The organism is Secundilactobacillus similis DSM 23365 = JCM 2765, from assembly GCF_001311075.1.
Taxonomy (GTDB): domain Bacteria; phylum Bacillota; class Bacilli; order Lactobacillales; family Lactobacillaceae; genus Secundilactobacillus; species Secundilactobacillus similis.
Window position 1 is genome coordinate 1 of record NZ_BBAD01000001.1, and the last position, 22303, is coordinate 22303.

Below are 22303 nucleotides of genomic sequence, written 5' to 3' on the forward strand. Positions count from 1 at the left end.
ATTACCGCGCTCCCGAAAATTTATCATGAAGGGCCGAACTGTCGCACGTTGACAATCGAGAACATCTCAGTAAACGTTAAACGATAACGTTACAGCATTGCGTCACCGCCCGTTCAAGCACATTAAGTCAACGTTCAGAATAGATCGACGTCTTGTCCGTCACGATGGCGAAACATCGACTGTTAATCAACTTTAGTGTTTGTCGAATCAACGTAAGCATCCTTGACAATCGAATAAAATGATGTTACTTTATAAAACACAAGTTACTTTAAAAATAACAACAAGGATGGTCCTTAAATATGACAACATATGCAGTAACCGGAGTTACCGGTAAATTTGGTTCAGTGGCACTCAAAGTTTTAGCAGGGTTAGTACCAGCAAACAACATCATCGCCTTAGCGCGAAACGTTGAAAAAGCGCAAGCAAGTGTACCGGCTGGCGTGACAGTTCGACAAGGTGATTACACTGATGTTGAAGGCTTCAAACAAGCCTTAGCTGGTGTCGATAAGCTTTTGTTCATTTCATCACTTCCAGGCGGTGAAGTTTCTCGGCAAACCCAACACCAAAACGTGATCGATGCCGCAAAAGCAGCCGGTGTCAGCTACATTGCTTATACCAGTTACCCACACGCTGATACGGCTAAGTCACCATTATCCGAAGATCACAAGTACACCGAAAAGACACTTCAAGATAGTGGCTTAGCCTACAGCTTCTTACGCAACAACTGGTATTTGGAAAACGACGCCGGCGTGATTCAGGGGGCCTTTAAGGGTCAGCCATTCACTTACGCAGCTGGCGAAGGTAAAGTTGGTTGGGCACCAGAAGCGGATTACGCTGAAGCTGCCGCTCGGGTCTTAGCAACGGCTGATCCTAAAGCCATCTATGAGTTTGGTGGCCCGGCCATCACTTATGCGCAATTGGCTGAACAAGTAAAAGCCGTTTCTGACCAATCATTTGACGTTGCTTCGGTCAGTGAAGCTGATTACCAAAAGGGATTGGAAGCTGCTGGTTTGGATGCGACAACTGCTGCCGTGATTACCAGCATGCAAACCCTGATTCACAATGGGGATTTGGCCCAATCAGATGATACGTTAGCCACTGTTTTAGGTCGTCCAGTAACGCCGATTCAAACTGCACTTAAAGCGTTAAAGGCAAACTAGTGTCCACAAACCAAGCGCAATGCGTTAAACTGGAAGCACGATTAAGCGAGGTAAATTGATATGAAATACTCTCATAAATTAAGCGATGCCGTGCACGTCTTAGCCTACATTGAAATTTGTCAGGGCGAGTTTGACCTTTCCAGCAACGCGATTGCGCTCAGTATCAACTCTATCCGAGTCTGGTGCGCCGGCTCATGTCGTCGTTGGTAAAGGCAGGATTGTTAACGAGTCGGCCTGGGGTGGTTAAACCCAGTTTGGCCAAGTCGCCAGCCGACATCACGCTGTTAGACGTTTACTATGCGATCGATGAAGATCACAACCTGTTGCACATTGATGATAAAACCAACATGGATTGTCCGGTTGGTGCAAATATTCAAGGAACGTTAGAAGAGGCTTACGCCAAGGTTCAGGCGGATGCGGAACGCAGTATGGCCCAAATTACGTTGGCACAACTGGTTGACGATTTACGAGTACGGCGGGCGAAGTGGGAAATGGACACGCAGAGACGGACTCAAGAAACAGAATAACAAAGGGAATCATTAAAACGACTCTTCGTTGGCGATTTTACGCTGACGGAGGGTCGTTTTTGGGTTAGACTTATGGAAAGAATGGGAGTGATCGACATGGCTGATATGCGTAAATACAAGAGTCAACGTGATATTCAGGCGGCCCTGATAACTTGTTTGAATCGACGATCGTTTAATCAGATCACGGTTAATGATATTTGTCAGGAAGGATTAGTCGGGCGAAGTACGTTTTATCACCATTATCCAGATAAATACGCGGTTCTTAGTGAATTAGTTGAGCAGCAAGCAGCCCGTTTTGACGAACTACTGGATGCGCGATTGGTGGATCCGTTAGCTGATAGTGGGTTATTAGCACTCTACACGGCGTTATCGGAAGACGTTTTTATGATTTTACCGTTGTTGAAAGTCCATGAACCGGAAGGCGATTTAAGTGCGCGGTATTTAGCTAGTTTACGGCGACATGCAGCGCAATTATTACCTGAGGTATCGCAACCAGTACCGCAGGATTTTCTATTAGAAATTTACGCCTCTACTGCTTATACGGCAATCACTTGGCACTTCGGCGAGGAAGTGCGGATCAAATCTCAACCTTTATGAATGGACTGGTGAAATCGGTATTAACTGGTCAATCATAGGGTAATGATGTGAGGATCCGTTGTTGTATCGTGATTAGCCAGCGCTTCGATGCAGTTAGGGTCGTGGGCCTGTTCGCGTACCCAACCTAAACTAGTGATGGCGGCTTTTCGACTCGTACAAATCCCCGGTGTGAGCATCTCTTCCCAAGAGCGATTAGCGTAACCAACGTCAGCGGCCAAGAGAACATAGTGGCCAGCGTCATTTTGAATCAGAGTCGCCGACATGCCAGTGGCGTGCCCCGGTGTGTGAACTTGCAAGACACTGCCGTCACCGAAGACATCATAACTTTCACCAACGGGTCCGATACCGGAATCTTCGTACTGATAAGTGTCAACGTTAACGCCCCGCCATTCATGTGGCAGGTAGACTAGTGGGAGCCGGTTAGCGGTCTGCCATTCCGGTTGTGACACTAGGATTTGTTTGGCCTGGGCAACGTGCTTGAGGCCACTCACGTGATCGCAGTGAAGGTGACTGAGTAAGACTAAGTCGAGATCTTCTGGCTTGTAGCCGAGTGCGGCGAGTCGTTCGTCAACGGCCCAACCAGTTGGCAAGTAACCCGTATTGATTTGGACTTGGGGGCCCAGTTCCGCCCAATTACTTTGACGAACCTGTTTATGCCAACCGGTATCGACGAGAATTAGTCCCTTGGGATGTTCGATGAGGTAACTAGAAACGGGCAGGGTGACTTGGTTTTTATCGCTTCTGAAAAGGCCAGTAAAAGCAAGCGGGTTACGGTAGAGGCCATGAAAGGGAAGTGCCCGGTCGACTTTGACGAGACCAGTATGCATGACGTGAATTGTAATTTTAGCTGTCATTTTGGAAACCTTCTTTGTAATTGATGGTTCCAATCATAACGGGCTTGAGAGCGTTAGCCTAGAAGCAGTTTGAAACAGGCTGTATCTTAAGAGACACTCATTGGGAGAACTGTCTCTTAAGCTACAAAAATAATAAAGTTAATTGAAAAAGGACGTGACCACATGCTTCCCATCAACCTCCTCGTCACCGTTGACGAGCGATACATCCCACCATTGAAAACGATGCTGACATCACTGAAACGGCACGAAACCACTCCGGTTAAGGTTTGGTTGATCCATCGCCAACTCTCCGCTGATGTTTTAGCGGCTTTAGCAAGTTTTATCACCACCCAACTTGGTTTCAAGTTCCAAGCGATTCAAGCCGATGCGGCCAGTTTGGGCGACGTACCAGTAACCGACCAGTATCCGGTCGAAACTTATTACCGGTTGTTGTGCGGTGAGATTTTACCGAAATCAGTCCATCGCGTGCTCTACCTCGACCCCGATACGTTGATTTTAAATGCAGTGGCTGACCTCTGGCAATTACCACTAGCCGGCAAAACTTTCGCAGCCGTTGCGCACCAAGGCGACCAGAATAGCCGGGAACGGTTAGGGTTAGCGCAACCGTATTTCAACACTGGGGTCCTCCTGATTGATTTGGATCGTTTGCGGCAGTTAGTGGACGTTCAAGCTATCAACCAGTTCGTGGCCACGCATGACGCGTTACCATTAGTTGATCAAGACGTGTTAAATGGCCTGTATGGCGACCAAGTTGTTGAAGTTGATGACCGACTGTGGAACTTGGATGTGCCCAATTTTGCGCAGTATGAAGCGGCCGGCGTTACGGAAAATTGGGTCAAAACGCATACTAAGGTGCTGCATTATCAACGCCAACCAAAGCCGTGGCAAAGTAACTATCAAGGCCCATTGGCAACAATCTATCACGCAAATCAGTAGTAAAAAACGGTTGGGCCAGCGCCCAACCGTTTTTTAGTCCTGTAACTTTTTAAAAATTGTCTGAAGATTCGTTTCGATGCCATTTAATTCCTTCGCATAACCACGTAACTGATCGCCGTATTTAACGACCTTATCAGGATCAACGTCGGTTTTATAACGCAACTTGTGTTCCAAACTGGCCCACATATCCATGCCCACAGTTCGCAGTTGAATCTCAACCGGGGTGTCAACGGGACCGTCCGTCCGAAAGACCGGCACGGAAACGACGAGGTGTAAACTCCGGTAGCCACTTGGTTTGGGGTGGTTGATGTAATCCTTGCGCTTCAAAACGGTAATGTCGCTTTGACTCGTGAGCGCATCCGCCACGGTATCAATATCTGACAGATAGTTGGTGATCACGCGGATGCCAGCCACATCTAGAATGTGGTCGTGGATCGAATCGAACGTTTTGGGGAGTTGTTTTTTGTCCAGTTTTTTAAATAAACTAGCGGGCGCCTTCATCCGCGTTTCCATGTGGTGGATCGGGTTATGGTTATCGCGCATCTGGTATTCAGAATCGAGGTTATCTAACTTGGTGCCGATTTCGTTGGCACCAGCCTGACACTGCTGATAGTAGGCGATGAATTTACGAAATTCTTCGGTAGTTTCGGCCCCAACCAGTTCGCCCATCTGGCTAGAAATTTGGTCGAGGTTGGGAATGTTATCGCGTTGCAAAATCATAGGGGTTCCTCCAAGTTAAAACGGTAGTTAATACCCTTATCATACCTGTATCGGCAATGACAACCAAGTGACGATTCTGATAAATTCTCAGGACCTTCACCTTTTTAGCAAGTAGTTTCTCAGAAAAACACGCGTTATGATAGGCCCATCAAAACAACGAAGAAGGGAACCATTATGCGTGTTTTAAAACCAGAGGTGAACGAGGCAACGCTTCGACGCACCCGCTTTAAATCAGGGGTCGGGGACCTTGCCCCGGCACTCAGCTTCAGTCGGCTTGGTGTCAAAATGGGGGTCGCTAGCGTCCTCACATTGGCTGTGCTGGGACTAGTCTTTAGCTACTATCATGTGACGCCATTTGGTTCACGCAACCTATTGATTGGTGATATGTCGGCGCAGTACCTTCAATTTTTAACGTACTTTCGGCATGTCATTACAACGGGGCAGTTCGCAACGTATAGTTTTTCATTTGGGGTTGGGGAAAACCTTGTCCCGATGGTGGCGTACTACCTGTTGAGTCCGTTTAACCTGTTAGTTGGCTTATTTTCGGTCGGTCAGTTACCAATGGCCATTACGCTAATTTTGATGCTTAAAATTAGCGCTAGTGCGGCAGCCATGAGCTACTATTTAGCGCGACACACGCACCAGATGCGGTGGGGAATTGTCGCGTTTGCGATTGCTTACGCGCTATGCGGTTTTGTCACCGCCGATTTTGTGAACATCATGTGGCTTGATGGTTTGATCTATCTCCCATTGATTGCGGCCAGCATTGACCGGGTTCGGGATGGTCAGCGGTCACTTGGCCTGTTTGTTTGGCTAACGTTAACGATTCTGTCGAACTACTATGTCGGTTACATGACGGGGCTCTTTACGGTCATCTACTTCGGCTACGTCTTTTTGACGCGTCCCAATCCAACCGTGGCAACTGGCAGAATGCTGCTGACGTTCTTAGTCACTGAGGCCTGCAGTGTTTTAACCAGCATGATCGTCCTCATACCAACGGGACTGGGGATGTTGCTGACGTCGAAGTTATCGACCAATACCAACGAGTTTGCGATTCAACCGATGTATGGGCCAGAAATTTTGGCCCAACTCGGCCTCGGCGGCGAGAACTACACGAACCGACTGATTCACGCACCAGCACTTTACGCAACGTTGGTTGTGACCTTGTTAGTCATGAGTTACTTCGTTAATTCAAAGATTACTCAGCGCCAAAAATTGGGTGCAGCGGCAGTTTTCGGTATTTTACTCATCAGCATGTTTGTTCAACCACTAAATACAGCTTGGCACATGTTCCACCAACCTGCCGGCTCACCGTTCCGCTACGCCTTTTTGGTCAGCTTTATGGCAGTAATGATTGCCTATGAAGCTTGGTTAGCGCAACCACAGCAGTTAAAACGGTGGCAAAAATTAGCCATTCCAGCGAGTTTGATGGGGTTGCTAGTTGCTGGGTTCGGTTACTTACGGTTTGCTAAGCACAGCGTTGCACTAGCAGTCTTGACCCACCAATACCATCAACTACAACCCAATTCAGCGAAGATCTTACTCTTAAATCTGCTGATTATTGGGGTGGATGCCGCGATTATCTTCACCACGTTCCAACGTCACCAACTCATGACACTGGCGTTAACGGCTGCGTGATGGGTGAAGTGTCGCTTAACTTTGCCGACACCCTCCGGTCAGCACCGCTGGCGAGTCAGAGTGGTTATCAGACGGATGTGGCACAACAGACAAAATTGATTACGCCACAAACGTCACAACGGCAATTGTACCGTGTGAACTATGCGGGACCATCGTTGGCACAAACGTATGCCAAGACTGGCTATATGGGCTACAACGATGCCCAAATCTATAACTTCAATGGCATTAAACAGTATGATTCAACCATGAACGAACAAACCCGGGAAGCACTGATGGCACTGGGTCTATACAGCAAGAATGCTCGTCGAATCAGTAACCAAGGTGTGACGGCGATTTCGGAACTGCTGTTGGGCGTTAAGACGTCCGTTAATTCACAAACGGGCGCGAAGTCGAATCCGTACTACCTCGGCATGGGCTTTCCAGTCAACAGCCGATTCGTTCAATTTAAGCTACAACGGTTTGCGATTTTTACGAACTTGGAGACGATTTTGCAACGCATTCAGCCAATCAACGGGCGGTATTTACAACCCGCTACGGTAACGGCAACTCACCAGGCGGCAGCTTTGACTGCTTCTGGTCGTCACCGGTACCAGTTGCGGGTGACGACGCAAACGAGTGGACCGTTGTATTTGGAAGCGGCTGACAAACGAATTTCAACCGCAACCATTACCGTTAATGGGCAGGCAATCAAGAGCATGGTCACGAAGAATAACCACGATCTGATTCGTTTGGGTAACTACGCCAAGGGCGCGCACGTGGTGATTGGCATCTCTGCCCCAACTCAGGCATCAACGCATAAAATTCATCTATTGAGTTTGGATGCCGCCAAGCTCCAAGCACTTACCCAAGGGCGGCAACAACAAGCCTTCAAGCCAACAATCAGCGGGAACCAGGTCAGTGGCACAGTTACCAAAACATCGGCGACGAACAACTGGCTATACACGGCGATTCCGTACGATAAAGGTTGGGCAGCAACGGTTAACGGCAAAGCGGTTCAGACGCGTCAGGTACTGGGCAACTTTACGGCGGTACCATTGACCCAGAAGACGAATCACGTGACGTTGCAGTACCACGTGCCGGGATTAGCGTTGGGCGCAGGACTGTCAGTTATTGGATTGCTAAGTTTTGGTGGTTACGACTGGCTACGACGTCGTCGGCAACAGCGAACGGATGAGGTGGCTTAAATGACGGCTGAAAAAATGACGGGCGGTGAGACGCGGACAGCGGTGCGCCAACGACATCACGCGCAACGAATCGATTGGCTAGACATTGCGAAAGCTTACGGTATCATCGCGGTGGTGCTGGGTCATCTGCTAAGTGGCAGTATAACGGCCCACTTCGTTTATTGGTGGCACATGCCGCTGTTCTTCATTATCGGTGGGATTTTTTTAAAACCACTGCCTCATTTAGTAGACTGGCGTCGATTCTGGCGCCGGCGACTGCAGGGCGAATTGTTGCTGTACGTGGTGATGGGATTCCTACTGATCAGCGCCTACGTGGTGCTCCACCATCAAACGGTCCTGTTTTGGACGCAACACTTGATGGACCTGATTTATGGTGGTCGCACGCTAAACTTTTACACTAGTACCTTTTGGTTCATTAACGCTTACCTGATCACGATCGTTGTGGTGACGGCGGTGATCACGATTGTTCGCCAACCGCTGCTGCAGTTCGCAGTTGCGTTAGCCGGCTTACTGCTGGGCACGAGCTATCAGCAGGTGACCTGGATGCACATTAACGGGTTTGCGATGATGCCTTGGAGTCTGGATACGGTGCTGGTCACGGCATTTTACACGATGATTGGTTATCTGCTGTTTCATGCACACCTTAATTGGATTACGCATCCGGCAGCCATCATCGGCATTTTAACCAGTTCGGCGATGTTGATCTGGTGGCATTTTATGGGGGGCTTTACGTTCCACTTTTCGTTAAAATCCCACCTGATTCAAAGCTCATTACCCGCAGCGTTGACTTTAGCGGTGGTACCGGTATTGCTGACATTGGCGGTGATGGTGCTTGCCTACCTCACCTCGTTGATGCCGTTACATGGTTGGTTGACCGTTATCGGCCGCCACACGTTGGCAATTATGTATGGGCATAAGTTGTTCTTAGATGTCTGTCTGCTGGTTGGCATCGTCAATCATCCGGTTCTCCGGTTGATTATCGCGGTTGGCGGGCCGTTACTCATTGCGTTAGCGATTCAGTGGCTGTTACCGAAGTGGCACCGGTTCAGGCCGGTCAACGCAAAGTTAATGATTGGCTAAAGCGAGACTAAAAAACGGCTTCTTGGCAAGTTGCCAGGAAGTCGTTTTAGTGGTTGGTGAGTGATAATCGGGTCGTTTGCCGGAGCTGGCGGTCGCCCCAACCATCTAGATTCAGGAGTACTTGTTGAAAGTACTGCCCATCCAACGTGAGTTTGTACTGGTAGTCGCTGGTATCGGCGACCAGTCCGAGACGCGTTAAGGTGGCGAGTTTGATCAGTAGCTTAAAGGTGCCGATGCCGCGCACACTTTCACGCAGGGTCATAAACCTTGATAGTCGCCGGTTAGATTGAGTAAAATGAGGGCAGACCATTTGTCTGAGATAACGGCAAGACCGGCCTTGGTCCCCATATTGAGGTCACGCATGACCATTGTAGATCACGATCCTTTATTTTGGAGTCTGTTTTCCAAGTTTAAGGGCTTCGACGTTAAAATACCAGTAAAGACACTTCAACGAGTTTTAGAAAGGGGCGCAACGATGGAACTTCGGTTATTACACTACTTTTATACGATTGCGGAAACGGAAAACATTACCCAGGCTGCGGCCCAATTACACATTACCCAGCCAACGCTCAGTCGCCAGTTAAAGTCACTGGAACGCGAGCTTGGCACAACGTTATTTACCCGTGACCATAACCAGTTAGCGTTGACGGAAGCGGGGTTGTTTTTGAAGAGTCGGGCGGCTGAAATTTTGTCGCTGACCCAGCAAACCACTCAGGAATTTAACGACCGCCGGCAACAGCTTTTCAGCGGCCACATCGCGATCGGCTGTGTGGAGGCCGATAACTCCGACACGTTGGCGATGATGCTGGAGGATTTTGTAAGTGACTATCCGCAGGTGACCTTTGAGATTTTTAGTGGCACCAGCGACATTATTAAGGAACGACTGGAGAAGGGGCTGCTGGATGTCGCCATTTTATTGGAGCCGGTCAACACGGAAAAATACCATACGTTAACGTTGCCTAGAACGGAACGTTGGGGGTTGCTGGTTAGCAACGAAAGCTTTGCTGCCCGGAAGGCCGACATTGAACCCGCTGACTTGCCCGGCATGCCCTTGATGATTTCGGGGCGGCCTGAAGTGCAACAGCTCTTAGCTGATTGGGCTGGTGTAACACTGGATCAGTTAAACGTGATTGGTAACTTTAATCTGAGTTTTAACGTCATTCCACTGGTGGAACATCAAGTTGGCGCTGCCGTTAGTATTGAAGGGGCAGTGAGTGGCCGTCAACCTAGCGATGTGACGTTTGTGCCGTTAAAGCCTGCGATTCAGACCAGTTGTGTATTGGTTTGGCGCCGGGAACGGATGCTGACGCCGGTAGTTGGGGAGTTCATTCGCTACTTCCGGGAAGCCTTTGCTTAACTAAAAGTTGAACGAAACGGGATTCATGCTTATCAGGCATGAATCCCGTTTTTTTAGGTATTAGACGAATGCCAATGTCGGCCTTAAACTGAATCTTGTTAACTTAACCAGAACGGAGGTGATCGCGTGGCGGTCGTGGTTTACTTTTCACATCGGGGTGAAAATCTCGTTAATGGGCAACTTCAGTCGTTGACGGTCGGCAATACCGAATGGGTGGCGCGGACGTTAGCGGAGCGCTTAGCCTGTCCGTTAGTTCAGTTGGTGCCGCGAGAGCCGTATCCGATTAACTATGCGGCAACGGTGGCGCGAGTTAAAGTTGAACAGCAACGAAATCAGTTGCCGGCGTTTCAGCTGTCAACTTCACCGGCTGAGTTTGAGACGGCAACCCGAATTTTTCTGGGGTATCCCAACTGGAACGGCACGTTGCCACCGGTTGTGACGGCATTTTTAAAACAATGGTCGTTTGCGGGGTGTGAGATCTTACCGTTTTGCACCCATGAAGGTGGCGGCTTGGGGAATAGCGTTGCGTTGATTCAGCAATGTTGTCCGGATGCCAAGGTCCGAACTGGACTACCCATTCGGGGTTCTCGGGTGACACGATCGGAGCGCGCGGTGACCTACTGGTTAAGGCAGATTGAAGTCAGTACGAATTAAAAAGGAGATTAATTAAATGACAGTTCAAAATAAAGTAGTTGTAATTACCGGGGCCTCTTCAGGAATCGGCGAAGCGAGCGCCAAATTGTTGGCCGCGAATGGCGCCAAAGTTGTGTTGGGCGCGCGGCGTGAGGCCAAGTTACAGGCCATTGTGGATGCCATTCAGGCTGCCGGTGGCGAGGCGACCTACCAAGTAACTGATGTAACGAAGATGGCTGATGTCCAGGCGTTGGTTGCTAAAGCGAAGGCGACTTTCGGTGGTATCGATGTGATTTTCAACAACGCTGGCATCATGCCAACCTCACCAATCAGCGCGTTACACACGGATGAATGGGACGCCATGATTGATATTAACTTGAAGGGTGTGTTAAACGGCGTTGCAGCGGTAATGCCAGATTTCACCAGTCAAAAATCCGGTCAAATCATCACGACCTCATCCGTTGCGGGGATCAAGAGCTTCCCGGGGTCTGGTGTTTACGGTGCCACCAAGTTTGCGGTTCGCAATTTAATGGAAGTCATTCGGACCGAAAGTGCGCAGGAAGGCACCAACATCCGAACCGCAACGTTGTACCCAGCCGCCATTAACACGGAATTGTTGAGTACCATTACGGATCAGGACGCTTTGGCTGGCATGAACCAGCTTTACGATGCCGTTGGCATTACACCGGATGCGATTGCGCGGGTCGTGAACTTCGCTATCGATCAACCAGCGGATGTGAACGTCAATGAATTTACAATTTACCCAACTCGTCAAGCCTAAGGAGGCTGCTTAATATGACTAAAAACGAACAAGTACAACACGGTATCTTTGAAATGGGTCCCAAGAACGATGCCTACGCCAAATACTTTGTGGGTCAAAGTTACTTACAGGGCTTAGTGAACGATCCAGCCGTTAACGTTGGTGTCGGAAATGTAACTTTTGAACCTGGTTGTCGCAACAACTGGCACATTCATCACGATGGGTTTCAAATTTTATTAGTGACTGGCGGTGAAGGTTGGTATCAAGAAGACGGCCAACCAGCGCGCCACCTCGTACCTGGTGACGTTGTGGTGACTCACGATGGCGTTAAACACTGGCACGGCGCAACTAAGGATAGCTGGTTCTCACACATTGCCATCACTGCTGGCACGCCAGAGTGGTTGGAAGCCGTTAGTGACGACCAGTACGCTGCCGTTGAAAAGGAGTCGAAGTAATGGTGAAAAAACAAACTGCAGGACGCGATAACTTGGGCGAATTTGCGCCTAAGTTCGCGGCTTTAAACGATGATGTGTTATTCGGAGAAGTCTGGGCGCGTGAAAAGCAGATGTCAGCGCGTGATCGGAGCCTGATCACCTGTTCAGCACTCATGGCGCAGGGCCTCTTTCCACAACTAGAAGCCCACATGAAGATGGCTAAGGAAAACGGCGTGACGAAGGGTGAAATGGTGGAATTGATCACCCAACTTGCCTTCTATACCGGTTGGCCAAAGGCGTGGTCGGCATTTGGCATCGCTAAAGAAATTTTTACTGATTAAAATCACCGAACAATTGAGTTGCGTACTTAACGGTTGTGTCATCGACAACACAATTGAAAAGGAGCAACATCATGAATTTACTCAAACAAGGGTTATTGCTGTTGGGCATGTTGGGGGATTAGTGACTGAGCCGCTATCGAGTCGGGCTAAGTTGGTTACCCGAACAGAGTTTGCTCGAGGGCAGCTACCACGGATGACGCAGTGGTCGCAGTTTCAGTCAGCAGATCGGACAACCGACCGCGCGCCTTTAGCTGTAGGGCCGGTTTGGACGCCAGCAACGCAACGTTGGCAGCAAACGACGATCACGTACCGGTTAGCCCCGATGTCGGCATATTACCGTCAAATTTGGCGTTCAGCGGCGAGACATTGGAGTCGGGTGAGTTTAATTAACTTGGTTGAAACAAAGGCGAAATCAGCGGATATTACGGTTCAGACGAAGAAGCAACCGGCGCACGTTGCCCCAAGCATCGTGGGGATGACGACTTCGCGGCATTATAGTCGGACGAAGCTAGCCAATCTCAACGTACTCGCAACGGCGACCGCTACGTTATATCGAGATACAACGAAGGCCTTACGCTACACGCGACTACAACGGATTCACGTTGCAGAGCATGAATTTGGTCACACATTAGGCCTACAACATGCGCCATTTCAGCAAAGTGTGATGTACTACGTGACTAGGGACCGCACGATTACGGTTGCGGATATTCGTGGCATTCAACGCGCTTACGCAAATTAGGTTGAGTTTGCTGATTATTTTGAGATAAGTAATTGACAATTCTATAATTCGGCGTATCATATTTCTCAACTTATGACCGCTTGAAGGGAGCTGGGCACGTGAAAAGAACGTGGATGATTACCGGATTAAGCAACGGCTTTGGCCAAAAATTGATTCAAAATTTAATCAAGAAGGGTAAGCAAGCAACCACTAATGCTCAGCAAGAACTGAAAGTTAACAGTTCGCGCAATCAGGGTAGGGTGGATGTGTTAATTAATTTGCGCTAGAGTGCGGAACGAAACGGTTTGAGAGCGGCGTGTAAGGGTAATCCGGTGAAAGCCCCGGGCCTGGGGTTTTACCGGGTTACCCTTACACATAGCTCTCAGTTTCGTGGAGCACGTTTCGGCTCGAGGACAGCAACGAACCAAGCATAAAAAAATTGAATTTGAAAGAACTGTCGATCATATCGGCGGTTCTTTTTTTGTTGATGATAGTTGTACGTAACGGTAGAGGAAACGCGTAAATTTAACGTCACTTAAACAGTTATTTTCAAGATTCTTAAAACAACAGAAAATTACCAACCACGCGCTTTTCGACCATCGTTCCGCACGTTGTCACAACAGTAACTCAACCGTTTTCAATGAACAAAAAACCAAGTGATGTTGATTGACAAATCACCGATATGCTTGTATTGTAATCAGTTAGTTAGCTAACAGTGTCGGCTAAGTTGACACTGTTCAGTAAACGTTTTACGTTAATTAGGAAATTGGAATGAGAGAAGGCAGAAGTGGTGTTAGAAAAAACGGTTTATCGGCAATTACTGAGTCGGGCATTTGACATTCCCGTTACAGTAACCTATTGGGATGGTAAGCTAGAAGCTTATGGTGAAGGCGAACCGGTTGTTCAAATCAAGATCAACAAGGAAATTCCGTTGAAAGAAATGACGGATAAGCCAACCTTAATTTTAGGCGAAGCTTACATGAAAGGCGACATTGAAATTGACGGTTCAATTCAAGAACTCGTTGCGTCGGCCTATCGTCAAGCAGGGAGTTTCTTGAAGCAAAACTCATTCTTGAAGCACTTGCCAAAGATGTCTCACTCTGAAAAATCTAGCCAAAAAGACATCCAAAGCCATTACGATATCGGTAACGACTTCTACGAAATGTGGCTTGATGATACGATGACTTACTCATGTGCCTACTTTGAACACGATGACGATACGTTGGAACAAGCCCAATTGAACAAGGTTCACCACATCTTGAACAAGTTGCACCCAGAATCCGGCAAGCGGTTGTTGGATATTGGGAGTGGCTGGGGTACTCTGTTGTTCATCGCCGCTGAAGAATACGGCTTGAACGCTACCGGGGTAACGTTGAGTCAAGAACAATACGATTACACGAAACAACAAATTAAGGAACGCCACCTTGAAGGTAAGGTTGACGTCTTACTCGAAGACTACCGTGAAGTGAACGATCAATTTGATTACGTCACTTCCGTTGGGATGTTCGAACACGTTGGGAAGGAAAACCTTGGGTTATACTTCCAAAAAGTGGCCGACTTCTTGGTACCAGAAGGTCGCGCGTTAATTCACGGGATCACTGGCCAACACGAAGGCGCTGGGGTGGATCCATTTATTATCAAATATATCTTCCCAGGTGGCTACATTCCTAACGTTTCCGAAAACTTGAAGCACATCATGGATGCTAAGTTACAGTTCTCTGACATCGAACCACTCCGTCGTCACTACCAAAAGACGTTGGAAATGTGGTATGCCAACTACGAAACTGTCCGTGAACAAGTGATTGCCAAGTACGGCAAGGAATTTGACCGCATGTGGTCACTTTACCTGCAAGCTTGCGCCGCTTCATTTGAGGCCGGCAACATTGACGTTATTCAATACTCATTGGTTAAAGCACCAAGTGGTACTGGTTTACCAATGACGCGGGATTACGTTTACGAAGAAGATAAGGTTAAAGCTTAAGTATTATGAATCGCTCTCCGATTGAGGGCGATTTTTTTGTGCTGTCGTTTGTGTCCAGCGTAAGTGTGCGGAGCGAGACGGGTTGAGAGTGGTGTGTAGGGGCACTTCGGTGAAAGCGCCCGGGCCTGGCGGTTTTATCGAAGTGCCCCTACATGCAGCTCTCAGTCTCGCGCAGCACCATTCGGCGCGGTGGCCAGAAAGCGCGTGGTTGACAAGTTTCTACAACTTCAGGAACCCTGGAAATAACAGTTTAAGTGGCGCCGAATTTTGTAGCCTGAGAGCGCCGGTTTCCATGCGGCTTTGGCGAGCGAAGCGACGACAAACAGTCAACACCCAAATCTCACCCAAATCTCACCCAACACTTACGCTGGACACAAGTGACAGCAAAAACCACCATCACCCGGGAAATAACAGGTAATGGTGGTTTTATCATTAATTCAAAAAGTAACGCAATTATTCCGTCCGTAAAGCAGTCGCCGCATCCTTTTTAGATGCCATTCGTGCCGGAACGTGACCACCAAGTACGGTCAGAACCGTACTGATAATAATCAGGATAATCGCATGCATTGGGTTCAACTGCGCAACGTTACTCAAGTCGGTCATGCCCTTCAGTACGGCGTTGATTGGGAAGGTTGCCAGCCATGCAATCACGATCCCGATGACCCCAGAGGCGACTCCAAGGATCGTGGTTTCAGCATCGAACACTCGGGTAATATCGCGTTTCCGGGCACCGAGGGCTTTGAGGACCCCGATTTCCTTGGTCCGTTCCAGAACGGAGGTGTAGGTGATGATACTGATCATGATCATACTTGTGACCAGCGAGATACCGGCAAAGGCCACTAAGACGTAGGTAATCGCGTCCATCAAGCCACCAGTCAGCTTCGAAACGGAGCCGGCCATGTCGGTGTAGATAACCTTGTCAGCCTTGGATTTGCCTTTGTTGTAGGCGTCTAGGTATGAGAGAACCTTATCCTTAGCTTGAAGTTGTTGGGGTAAATTAAGATGCTAGAAGGTGTTTTAGAACCGCCTAAGTAGCTAATGAGTTGTTCTTTGGCGGCGCTTGAATCAACCGTTGCGCCAGTCAGCACGTTACGGGAGCTGGCCTTTTGCGCCTTCACAATGTCCGAAGACGCGTTTTGATCAACAAGTTGCTTCGTTAAGCGATCACTGTAGGCAAATCCAGGGGAGAGGATGCCTTCCTCATTAGCGGATTTGACCCGCAGAACACCGACCACGTGGAGCGTCTTGTTAGCGCTGTTCTTGTACATTGAAGCGTAGTTGGTATTTGGCAAGAACATCGTTGCCGTTGGGTGTAGTAGGCGTTGTTGGAAACCGTCTTGAAGGTTGTGCCAACGATCTTGTTGAAGTTTAACTTTTGACCGTCTTTAACGGTGTAGCCAAGGTTCTTTAACGCGTTGATGTTGGTTGAATTATCCTTATTTACGATTAACACGACGTCAGTTGCCTTAGATGGGAAGCTCCCGGAAATCGCTTTATAGTGCTTTTTGAGGAAGCTGACCTTACCAGCATTGTCGGTTGGGTATGATGATACGCCGACACCAGTGCTGCTGGCCATCATGCTACTGTAGTCGACACCGTTGGCCTTACTTTGATCGGTGTTGGAGAGTTGAACGGGTTTGATTTTGCCGTTCACATTGCGTAGCAGGTTCATGCCGGTCGTGTAGGTGTAGCCAATATTTTTCCCGTATTTGGGATTCAAATCATTCACGTAATTGAGGTACTTTTGGGTTAATTTGTTGGTGTGCTGAGCCTTATCTGAATCGCTGATCTTAGCTACCACGGTGTTGTCCTTAGAGAAGTGCTCCTTCTTGTTGGCCATGCCCGTTTGCGAGGTAGCATTTTGCGAAATCGTGACCGGATATTGCGCCAAGGTGTTCGACTGCGTTTTGTCGATTTGGCGTTGGAAGCCGTTAGATAACGCTAAAACGATTGCGATGCCGATGATCCCGATGCTGGAGGCAAAGGCGGTCAGGAACGTCCGGCCCTTCTTCGTTCGAATGTTATTGAAGGAGAGTTTGAGGGCGGTGGTGAAATGCATCTTGGTCTTCTTCAATTCAAACTGATCGGTACTTTCAGCTTCGTTGTATGGGTTAGAATCCTTTTGAATCTTCCCGTCCGCAAATTCAATGATTCGGTCCGCGTACTGGTGCGCCAAATCTGGGTTATGAGTAACCATGATGACGAGGCGCTCTTTAGAGAGTTCCTTGATCAATTCCATGATTTCAACACTGGTGACGGTGTCTAACGCGCCGGTTGGTTCGTCACAGAGTAAAATTTCGGGGTCGTTGGCAATTGCCCGTGCGATGGCGACCCGTTGCATTTGCCCGCCAGAGAGTTGGTTGGGCTTCTTATGCATATGATCGCCCAAGCCAACCCGTTTAAGGGCGGCGATGGCCTTTTCTTTCTTTTCGGCAGCGGGGACACCACTCAACGTCATCCCTAATTCAACGTTATCGATGATGCCGAGGTGCCCAATCAGGTTGTAGCTTTGGAAGATAAAGCCAACCGAGTTGTTCCGGTAGGCGTCCCAATCAGAAGCACTAAACTTCTTGGTTGATTTCCCTTTAATAATCAAATCGCCGGAATCGTAAACGTCCAGTCCGCCAATGCCGTTCAGCATCGTAGTCTTCCCAGACCCACTAGGGCCAAGAATCGCGACAAATTCCTGCTTCCGAAAGGCAACGGAAACGTCGTCTAACGCTTTGGTGACGGTGTCGCCAACTTCGTAGTATTTTTTAATATGTTGTAGTTCAAGCATGTTTTGTAGCCCCCGTTCTTAGGTTATTATACGGTAGTAAAGAGAGTGGAGCAAGGCGGTTAGAGAGCGGAGCCTAAGGGACTCTCGCCAGAAACTCCGGGTTTTGGAGTTTGTGGTGAGAGTCCCTTAGGTGCAGCGCTCTGTCTTGCGGAACTCGTTTCGGCGCAGTTGCCGAAAGGCAGTAGCGTTAGCAAGTTTCACAATCCAATCGATCACGGACCAACTAAAGCCTAATTGGCGCCGAAAATAAGTAATCGCAATGCTCGTCGTCAGTACCACTATAAAGTAATGAAGCTCCCGATTTTTGGGGATTTGTGGTGGGCGGGACTTAGGTACGCTCCTCACAGTAGACAGCTAATCAACACCTCACCCCAAACCATCACCCAGGAAATACGCCACCACCAACAAAACCCAACCCACAAAAAAAATCACCATCCCAAACCGCCGCGGGCAGTCCAGAATAGTGATCATTAAAACGGGTTATTCAAATTCGCCACACCAGCGAACTTTAAAGTTAAGTGAATGATGAAACGTTACTTCTTCCGCTTTGCGTCCCGAATAATCTTCATCGCGCGTTTGCGGGTCTTCAAACTGGGACTCTTCAGTCGGCGGTAAGCACTAGCTAAATCAGTTTTTTCCATCGAGATAACCTCCTACCAGCTGGCTTTACGAACCCCAGGAATTTGGCCCAAGTGAGCGTACATTCTGAAGTTCAGACGAGACATGCCAAATTGACGCATGTAACCACGAGGGCGACCATCTAAACGGTCACGGTTCCGCAGCCGGTTAGGGTTGGAATCCTTAGGCAGGCGTGCCAATGCGGCGTAATCACCCTTAGCCTTCAGTTCCTGACGTAGCTCAGCGTACTGAGCGATAAGCTGTTGTTGCCGGTGAAACTTAGCAATCTTTGATTTTTTTGCCATAACTACTCCTTTGACGTTAACAAGTGAAATGATTAGAAACAACCACTTAAATGAGCCACTTACAATTTGTCAAGAAACTTAATATAGCAGATTAATTAGTATTTGGCGACTAATTTGACTCAAAAATATGTAAAACGTAAAAATTACTATTTACATCGTTGACTGAATTCGTTATTATTTAAATCGTTATCATTACGATTTGAGAGAAGGAGTTTGTTATTTTGAGAAAAGAATGGGTAAAGTTAAGTGGGTTATTGATTGCAGTAATCGTGATTGGACTTGGCATGAGCGGCTGTGGCCAGCAAAGCAAGTCAGCAACGAACAAGCAACTTAATGTTGTTACCAGCACTGACTTCTATGGTGAGGCGGCGCGGGCGGTACTGGGCAATAAAGGAACCGTAACGTCGGTGATCAATAACCCGGCCACGGATCCGCACGATTATGAACCCACACCAGCAGTTGCTAAGAAGGTGCATCAAGCTGACGTGGTGGTTGCGAATGGCGTGGGATACGATAGCTGGATGACGAAGTTGACGGCTGATGGTGACTCAAGTCGCGTTATTCGCGTTGGTGAGGATCTGATGAACAAGCAAAACGGGGATAATCCGCATTTGTGGTACCAACCGGCAACGATGCCGAAGTTAGTGACGGCATTAGCAGCTAAATACGCAAAGAAACAGCCGCAAAACAAACGGTATTTTGAAAAAAATGCCAAGGCTTATGTGAAATCACTCCAGCCCATTACCCGGGAAATTGCTAAGATCAAGCAGACTGTGGCACATACGGGTAACCGGAACGTCTACGTCAGTGAACCGGTTTTCGACTACGCACTGACTGCGATGGGCTTTAAAGTTGCGAACCACGAGTTTGAAGAAGCCATTGAAAATGAAAGTGATCCATCACCAAAATCAATTGCGGCTATGCAGGCAGGGATTAAGTCACACAAAGTTGCGGTTTTTGTTTACAACAAGCAAGTCAGCAGTAAAACTGTCACCAACTTAGTTAAGCTGGCCAAACAGCACAACGTGCCGGTGTTGCCCGTAACTGAAACCTTACCCAAGGGCAAGACGTATCGAACTTGGCTGTTGAGCGAGTACCAAGCCTTAGCTAAGTTACTCGCTGCCGATAATTAACGTGGTCAACACTCCTAGTGACCGGTTATAATAAAGCCAGAAGTCACACTAAATTGGGGGATAAGCAGATGGACTACACAATTACCGAAGGGGCAACGTTTCCATTGGTCAACTTGACGTTAGCGCAAAACGAGACAGTTCAAATCGAATCGGGTTCAATGGTGTATCACGATGGCCGGGTCAGTCTTGAAGGGTCCATGAATAGCAACGGTAAGAAGGGGTTTGGCGGTTTGATGAGTGCCATCGGCCGTTCCGTGACCAGCGGTGAAAGCTTCTTTATTACCCGGGCAATTGGTCAGGCAAACGGTGTGCAGTTAGCGATTGCGCCGAAAACGCCGGGTGCGATTAAGGCGATTCAACTGGATAGCGCCCATCAATGGCGCCTGAACACTGGTGCATTTTTAGCTGGTAGCGATGGCACCACGTATTCGATGACCCGTCAAAAAATCGGTGGCGCCATCTTCGGCGGGACGGGTGGACTGTTTGTGATGGAAACCGCGGGTGCGGGCGAAATGCTAATCAACGCTTACGGTGACATTCAACTGTTACACGTGACGCCTGGCGCACCGCTAGTTGTGGATAACGACCACGTGATTGCTTGGTCGAGTACGTTGGATTACGAGATTAAACCGGCGTCCGGATTAGTTGGCTTTACGACTGGTGAAGGACTTGTGAATGCCTTTACCGGGACGGGCGATGTTTATATTCAAACCCGGAACTTGCGTGGCTTGGCGGAGTTGTTGAAGCCGATGATGCCGAGTGGTGGGAGTAGTAACTAGGGTTAAATAAGAATTAGGAAGCGGCACTAACATCGCGGTTGGCTATCAAACGTGGTGTTGGGGTCGTTTTTAGGTTGAGGGCCTTTTTTGATTGGTTGTGGAGCTTGGCGGTTCGTTGCTGTTACATAGTTGAAACGTGCTAAAAATCGCAGGCCCTGGCCATATAAGCAGGATAACAGCATGAATCCCAAAGAGCGGGTGCTGTTACAGTTTAATCCTTTTACATAGCCGAAACGTGCTAAAAATCGCAGGCCCCGGCCATATAAGTAGAATAACACCATGACCCCCAAGGGGCGGGGGCCATGGTGTTATTCTACTTATATTCTGGGGCCTAACCGCGATTTTTAGCACGCTTGCATTTTACCCCCTAACCCCTTAAACTTACTTAACATAGACAGAAAAAACACTAGGGGTGCCACTTGTGGCTGAGATGGGCGTTGCCCGATCCCTCGGAACCTGTTAAGTTAGTGCTTGCGAAGGAAAGTGTTGAAATCATCGGGATCATTAAATGATGGCCTTTCGTGCACAATGTTCATTGTCGCGATGGGCTTTTTTTGTCGAAAAAGAGTGGAGGTTGTTTAGATTGGGAAACACGAAGTTAAGCGGACTGTTCCTACTGTGGATCGGTGCAGCAATTTCGATTGCTGAAATCGTGACGGGGACGTTGATTGCACCGCTGGGGTGGCAAGTTGGGTTAATGGCAATTATTCTCGGCCACGTGATTGGCTGCTTTGTTTTCTTGCTGCCAGCGGGGTATTTATCAGCTCAACAGAACCGAACGGCAATCAAGGCAACGAAAACGGTGTTCGGTGAATCCGGCGTGACGCTGTTTTCACTGCTAAATGCCGTGCAGTTGCTCGGCTGGACCGCAGTCATGATCGTTAACGCGCAATTAGCGATGAACGGCATTGCCAAATCACTGTTTCACTACCAATCCGTGGTGGTGATGTCGGTGATTGTTGCGGTGATGATCATCATCTGGTTGCTGATGAACCACAATTGGCTGTTTAAGATCAACAACGTCATCGTGGTGTTGCTAGCGATTGGATGGTACTGATTCTCTTTACGATTATCGGCGAAGGCCGGTTGAAAGTCGGCGCCAACTTAGCGCCCATTAGCTTTGGGAGCGCCGTTGAGTTGAATGTCACCATGGCCTTGTCGTGGTTGCCATTGATCGGTGACTACACGCAACACACCGACCGGCCATTTAAGACCAGTTTGGCCAGTGTGAGCGGGTACTTTGTTGGGAGTATCGCGATGTTTGCGCTGGGACTATTCACGGTGATTTTGACGGGGCAATCCGATTTCACAACGGTCTTATCGCACTCCAGCATGGGGCTAGTGGCACTGCTGATCATTGTGTTTTCAACGGTCACAACGACCTTCATGGACGCCTACTCAGCTGCGACGAACGTGGCGAACTTAGTTAAGACGAAGCGGGTCAACGTGATTGCCATCGTCATCACGGTGCTGGGCTTACTGATTGCGCTGTTCGTTTCGATGGCGTACTACCAGAACTTCCTGTACGCGATTGGCGCGGTCTTCACACCGTTATTTGCGATTCTATTCGTCAGTGTGTTTTGGATGCATCAACGGTTATCGATCACGCTCAACTTTGTGTGGTGGGTGATTGGCGTTGTGGGCTATTCTTGGTTACAGCGGTTGGACTTTTTCTTGGGCACAACGTTCTTCTTGCTGCTCGTGCTCAGTATCGGGGTGTATTTGACGAGCCTAGTTGCGCCGAAATACCCACTAATTGAAGATTAACT

General features: G+C 48.6%; 23 protein-coding genes, 2 pseudogenes and 1 riboswitch. Of the genes and pseudogenes, 19 read left to right on the top strand and 6 right to left on the bottom strand.

The features are described 5' to 3' along the window. Positions 1-299: 299 nt before the first annotated feature. The 3 genes and pseudogenes from JCM2765_RS00005 to JCM2765_RS00015 all read left to right on the top strand — a co-directional run bounded on the left by JCM2765_RS00005 (position 300) and on the right by JCM2765_RS00015 (position 2284). The gene (locus JCM2765_RS00005; RefSeq protein WP_054732232.1) at positions 300-1160 is read left to right on the top strand and encodes an NAD(P)H-binding protein; all 861 of its coding nucleotides are present in this window, start codon (positions 300-302) and stop codon (positions 1158-1160) included. 60 nt (positions 1161-1220) lie between these two features. Further along, positions 1221-1687, top strand: a pseudogene (locus JCM2765_RS00010) (Rrf2 family transcriptional regulator). Between the two features lie 96 nt (positions 1688-1783). Continuing rightward, on the top strand, positions 1784-2284 hold the full coding sequence (locus JCM2765_RS00015) for a TetR/AcrR family transcriptional regulator (protein ID WP_162231374.1): 501 nt from the start codon (positions 1784-1786) through the stop codon (positions 2282-2284). Positions 2285-2316: 32 nt separating this feature from the next. On the opposite strand, the gene JCM2765_RS00020 is transcribed toward JCM2765_RS00015, so the two are convergent. Continuing rightward, positions 2317-3138 (bottom strand): N-acyl homoserine lactonase family protein, encoded by an 822-nt coding sequence (locus JCM2765_RS00020; RefSeq protein ID WP_054732238.1) that lies wholly within the window; start codon positions 3136-3138, stop codon positions 2317-2319. Positions 3139-3300: 162 nt separating this feature from the next. Between JCM2765_RS00020 and JCM2765_RS00025 the strand changes: the two genes are divergently transcribed. Beyond that, entirely contained in the window at positions 3301-4074 is a 774-nt protein-coding gene (locus tag JCM2765_RS00025) for a glycosyltransferase family 8 protein (RefSeq protein WP_054732241.1), read from the top strand. A 33-nt stretch (positions 4075-4107) separates the two neighbouring features. Here the strand turns inward: JCM2765_RS00025 and JCM2765_RS00030 are convergent, their stop codons facing one another. After that, positions 4108-4794 carry a GTP pyrophosphokinase gene (locus JCM2765_RS00030; RefSeq protein ID WP_054732244.1) on the bottom strand — a complete coding sequence of 229 codons (687 nt, stop codon included), beginning with the start codon at positions 4792-4794 and terminating at the stop codon, positions 4108-4110. Between the two features lie 174 nt (positions 4795-4968). On the opposite strand from JCM2765_RS00030, the gene JCM2765_RS18545 reads away from it, so the two are divergent. From JCM2765_RS18545 to JCM2765_RS00045, 3 genes are read left to right on the top strand one after another with little or no spacing between them, the layout of a single operon-like run. Continuing rightward, positions 4969-6432, top strand: a complete 1464-nt coding sequence (locus JCM2765_RS18545; RefSeq protein ID WP_054732247.1) for a YfhO family protein — start codon at positions 4969-4971, stop codon at positions 6430-6432. Next, positions 6432-7616, top strand: coding sequence for a YfhO family protein (locus JCM2765_RS18550; RefSeq protein ID WP_054732251.1), 1185 nt, complete (start codon positions 6432-6434; stop codon positions 7614-7616). Before JCM2765_RS18545 ends, JCM2765_RS18550 begins: the two co-directional genes overlap by 1 nt. After that, complete coding sequence (locus JCM2765_RS00045) at positions 7617-8696, top strand: acyltransferase family protein (RefSeq protein WP_225351894.1); 1080 nt, start codon at positions 7617-7619, stop codon at positions 8694-8696. It begins immediately after the preceding gene. A gap of 46 nt (positions 8697-8742) precedes the next feature. Here the strand turns inward: JCM2765_RS00045 and JCM2765_RS00050 are convergent, their stop codons facing one another. Next, positions 8743-8958, bottom strand: coding sequence for a hypothetical protein (locus tag JCM2765_RS00050; RefSeq protein ID WP_225351895.1), 216 nt, complete (start codon positions 8956-8958; stop codon positions 8743-8745). A 213-nt stretch (positions 8959-9171) separates the two neighbouring features. Between JCM2765_RS00050 and JCM2765_RS00055 the strand changes: the two genes are divergently transcribed. From JCM2765_RS00055 to JCM2765_RS00085, 8 genes are all read left to right on the top strand, one after another. Beyond that, positions 9172-10053 carry a LysR family transcriptional regulator gene (locus tag JCM2765_RS00055; RefSeq protein WP_054732501.1) on the top strand — a complete coding sequence of 294 codons (882 nt, stop codon included), beginning with the start codon at positions 9172-9174 and terminating at the stop codon, positions 10051-10053. Between the two features lie 126 nt (positions 10054-10179). Beyond that, positions 10180-10707 carry a flavodoxin gene (locus JCM2765_RS00060; protein ID WP_054732254.1) on the top strand — a complete coding sequence of 176 codons (528 nt, stop codon included), beginning with the start codon at positions 10180-10182 and terminating at the stop codon, positions 10705-10707. Between the two features lie 16 nt (positions 10708-10723). Beyond that, the gene (locus JCM2765_RS00065) at positions 10724-11467 is read left to right on the top strand and encodes an SDR family oxidoreductase (protein ID WP_054732255.1); all 744 of its coding nucleotides are present in this window, start codon (positions 10724-10726) and stop codon (positions 11465-11467) included. Positions 11468-11481: 14 nt separating this feature from the next. Continuing rightward, positions 11482-11901: a cupin domain-containing protein gene (locus JCM2765_RS00070; RefSeq protein ID WP_054732258.1), complete on the top strand. Its 420-nt coding sequence runs from the start codon at positions 11482-11484 to the stop codon at positions 11899-11901. Next, entirely contained in the window at positions 11901-12221 is a 321-nt protein-coding gene (locus JCM2765_RS00075) for a carboxymuconolactone decarboxylase family protein (protein WP_054732261.1), read from the top strand. Before JCM2765_RS00070 ends, JCM2765_RS00075 begins: the two co-directional genes overlap by 1 nt. A gap of 121 nt (positions 12222-12342) precedes the next feature. Continuing rightward, a complete protein-coding gene (locus tag JCM2765_RS00080; protein ID WP_156301619.1) occupies positions 12343-12960 on the top strand; it encodes a matrixin family metalloprotease in 618 nt (205 codons plus the stop codon). A 98-nt stretch (positions 12961-13058) separates the two neighbouring features. Continuing rightward, positions 13059-13226 (top strand): hypothetical protein, encoded by a 168-nt coding sequence (locus tag JCM2765_RS16945; RefSeq protein WP_156301620.1) that lies wholly within the window; start codon positions 13059-13061, stop codon positions 13224-13226. A gap of 503 nt (positions 13227-13729) precedes the next feature. Further along, positions 13730-14920, top strand: a complete 1191-nt coding sequence (locus JCM2765_RS00085; protein WP_054732265.1) for an SAM-dependent methyltransferase — start codon at positions 13730-13732, stop codon at positions 14918-14920. Between the two features lie 453 nt (positions 14921-15373). Here JCM2765_RS00085 and JCM2765_RS00090 read toward each other — a convergent pair. The 3 genes and pseudogenes from JCM2765_RS00090 to rpsN all read right to left on the bottom strand — a co-directional run bounded on the left by JCM2765_RS00090 (position 15374) and on the right by rpsN (position 18622). Continuing rightward, positions 15374-17699: pseudogene (locus JCM2765_RS00090) on the bottom strand (ABC transporter ATP-binding protein/permease). Between the two features lie 533 nt (positions 17700-18232). Continuing rightward, positions 18233-18340: a putative metal homeostasis protein gene (locus tag JCM2765_RS16950; protein ID WP_156301621.1), complete on the bottom strand. Its 108-nt coding sequence runs from the start codon at positions 18338-18340 to the stop codon at positions 18233-18235. Between the two features lie 12 nt (positions 18341-18352). Next, positions 18353-18622 (bottom strand): 30S ribosomal protein S14, encoded by a 270-nt coding sequence (rpsN, locus tag JCM2765_RS00095; protein ID WP_054732268.1) that lies wholly within the window; start codon positions 18620-18622, stop codon positions 18353-18355. Between the two features lie 221 nt (positions 18623-18843). On the opposite strand from rpsN, the gene JCM2765_RS00100 reads away from it, so the two are divergent. From JCM2765_RS00100 to JCM2765_RS17690, 4 genes are all read left to right on the top strand, one after another. Continuing rightward, a complete protein-coding gene (locus JCM2765_RS00100; protein ID WP_054732270.1) occupies positions 18844-19755 on the top strand; it encodes a metal ABC transporter solute-binding protein in 912 nt (303 codons plus the stop codon). Between the two features lie 68 nt (positions 19756-19823). Next, complete coding sequence (locus JCM2765_RS00105) at positions 19824-20534, top strand: TIGR00266 family protein (RefSeq protein ID WP_054732273.1); 711 nt, start codon at positions 19824-19826, stop codon at positions 20532-20534. A 398-nt stretch (positions 20535-20932) separates the two neighbouring features. Continuing rightward, positions 20933-21033: riboswitch (TPP riboswitch) on the top strand. 84 nt (positions 21034-21117) lie between these two features. Next, on the top strand, positions 21118-21591 hold the full coding sequence (locus JCM2765_RS17685) for an SLC5/6 family protein (RefSeq protein ID WP_225351896.1): 474 nt from the start codon (positions 21118-21120) through the stop codon (positions 21589-21591). Continuing rightward, the gene (locus JCM2765_RS17690) at positions 21582-22301 is read left to right on the top strand and encodes an SLC5/6 family protein (RefSeq protein WP_225351897.1); all 720 of its coding nucleotides are present in this window, start codon (positions 21582-21584) and stop codon (positions 22299-22301) included. The genes JCM2765_RS17685 and JCM2765_RS17690 overlap by 10 nt, the downstream gene beginning before the upstream one ends. The last annotated feature ends 2 nt before the right edge of the window (positions 22302-22303 follow it).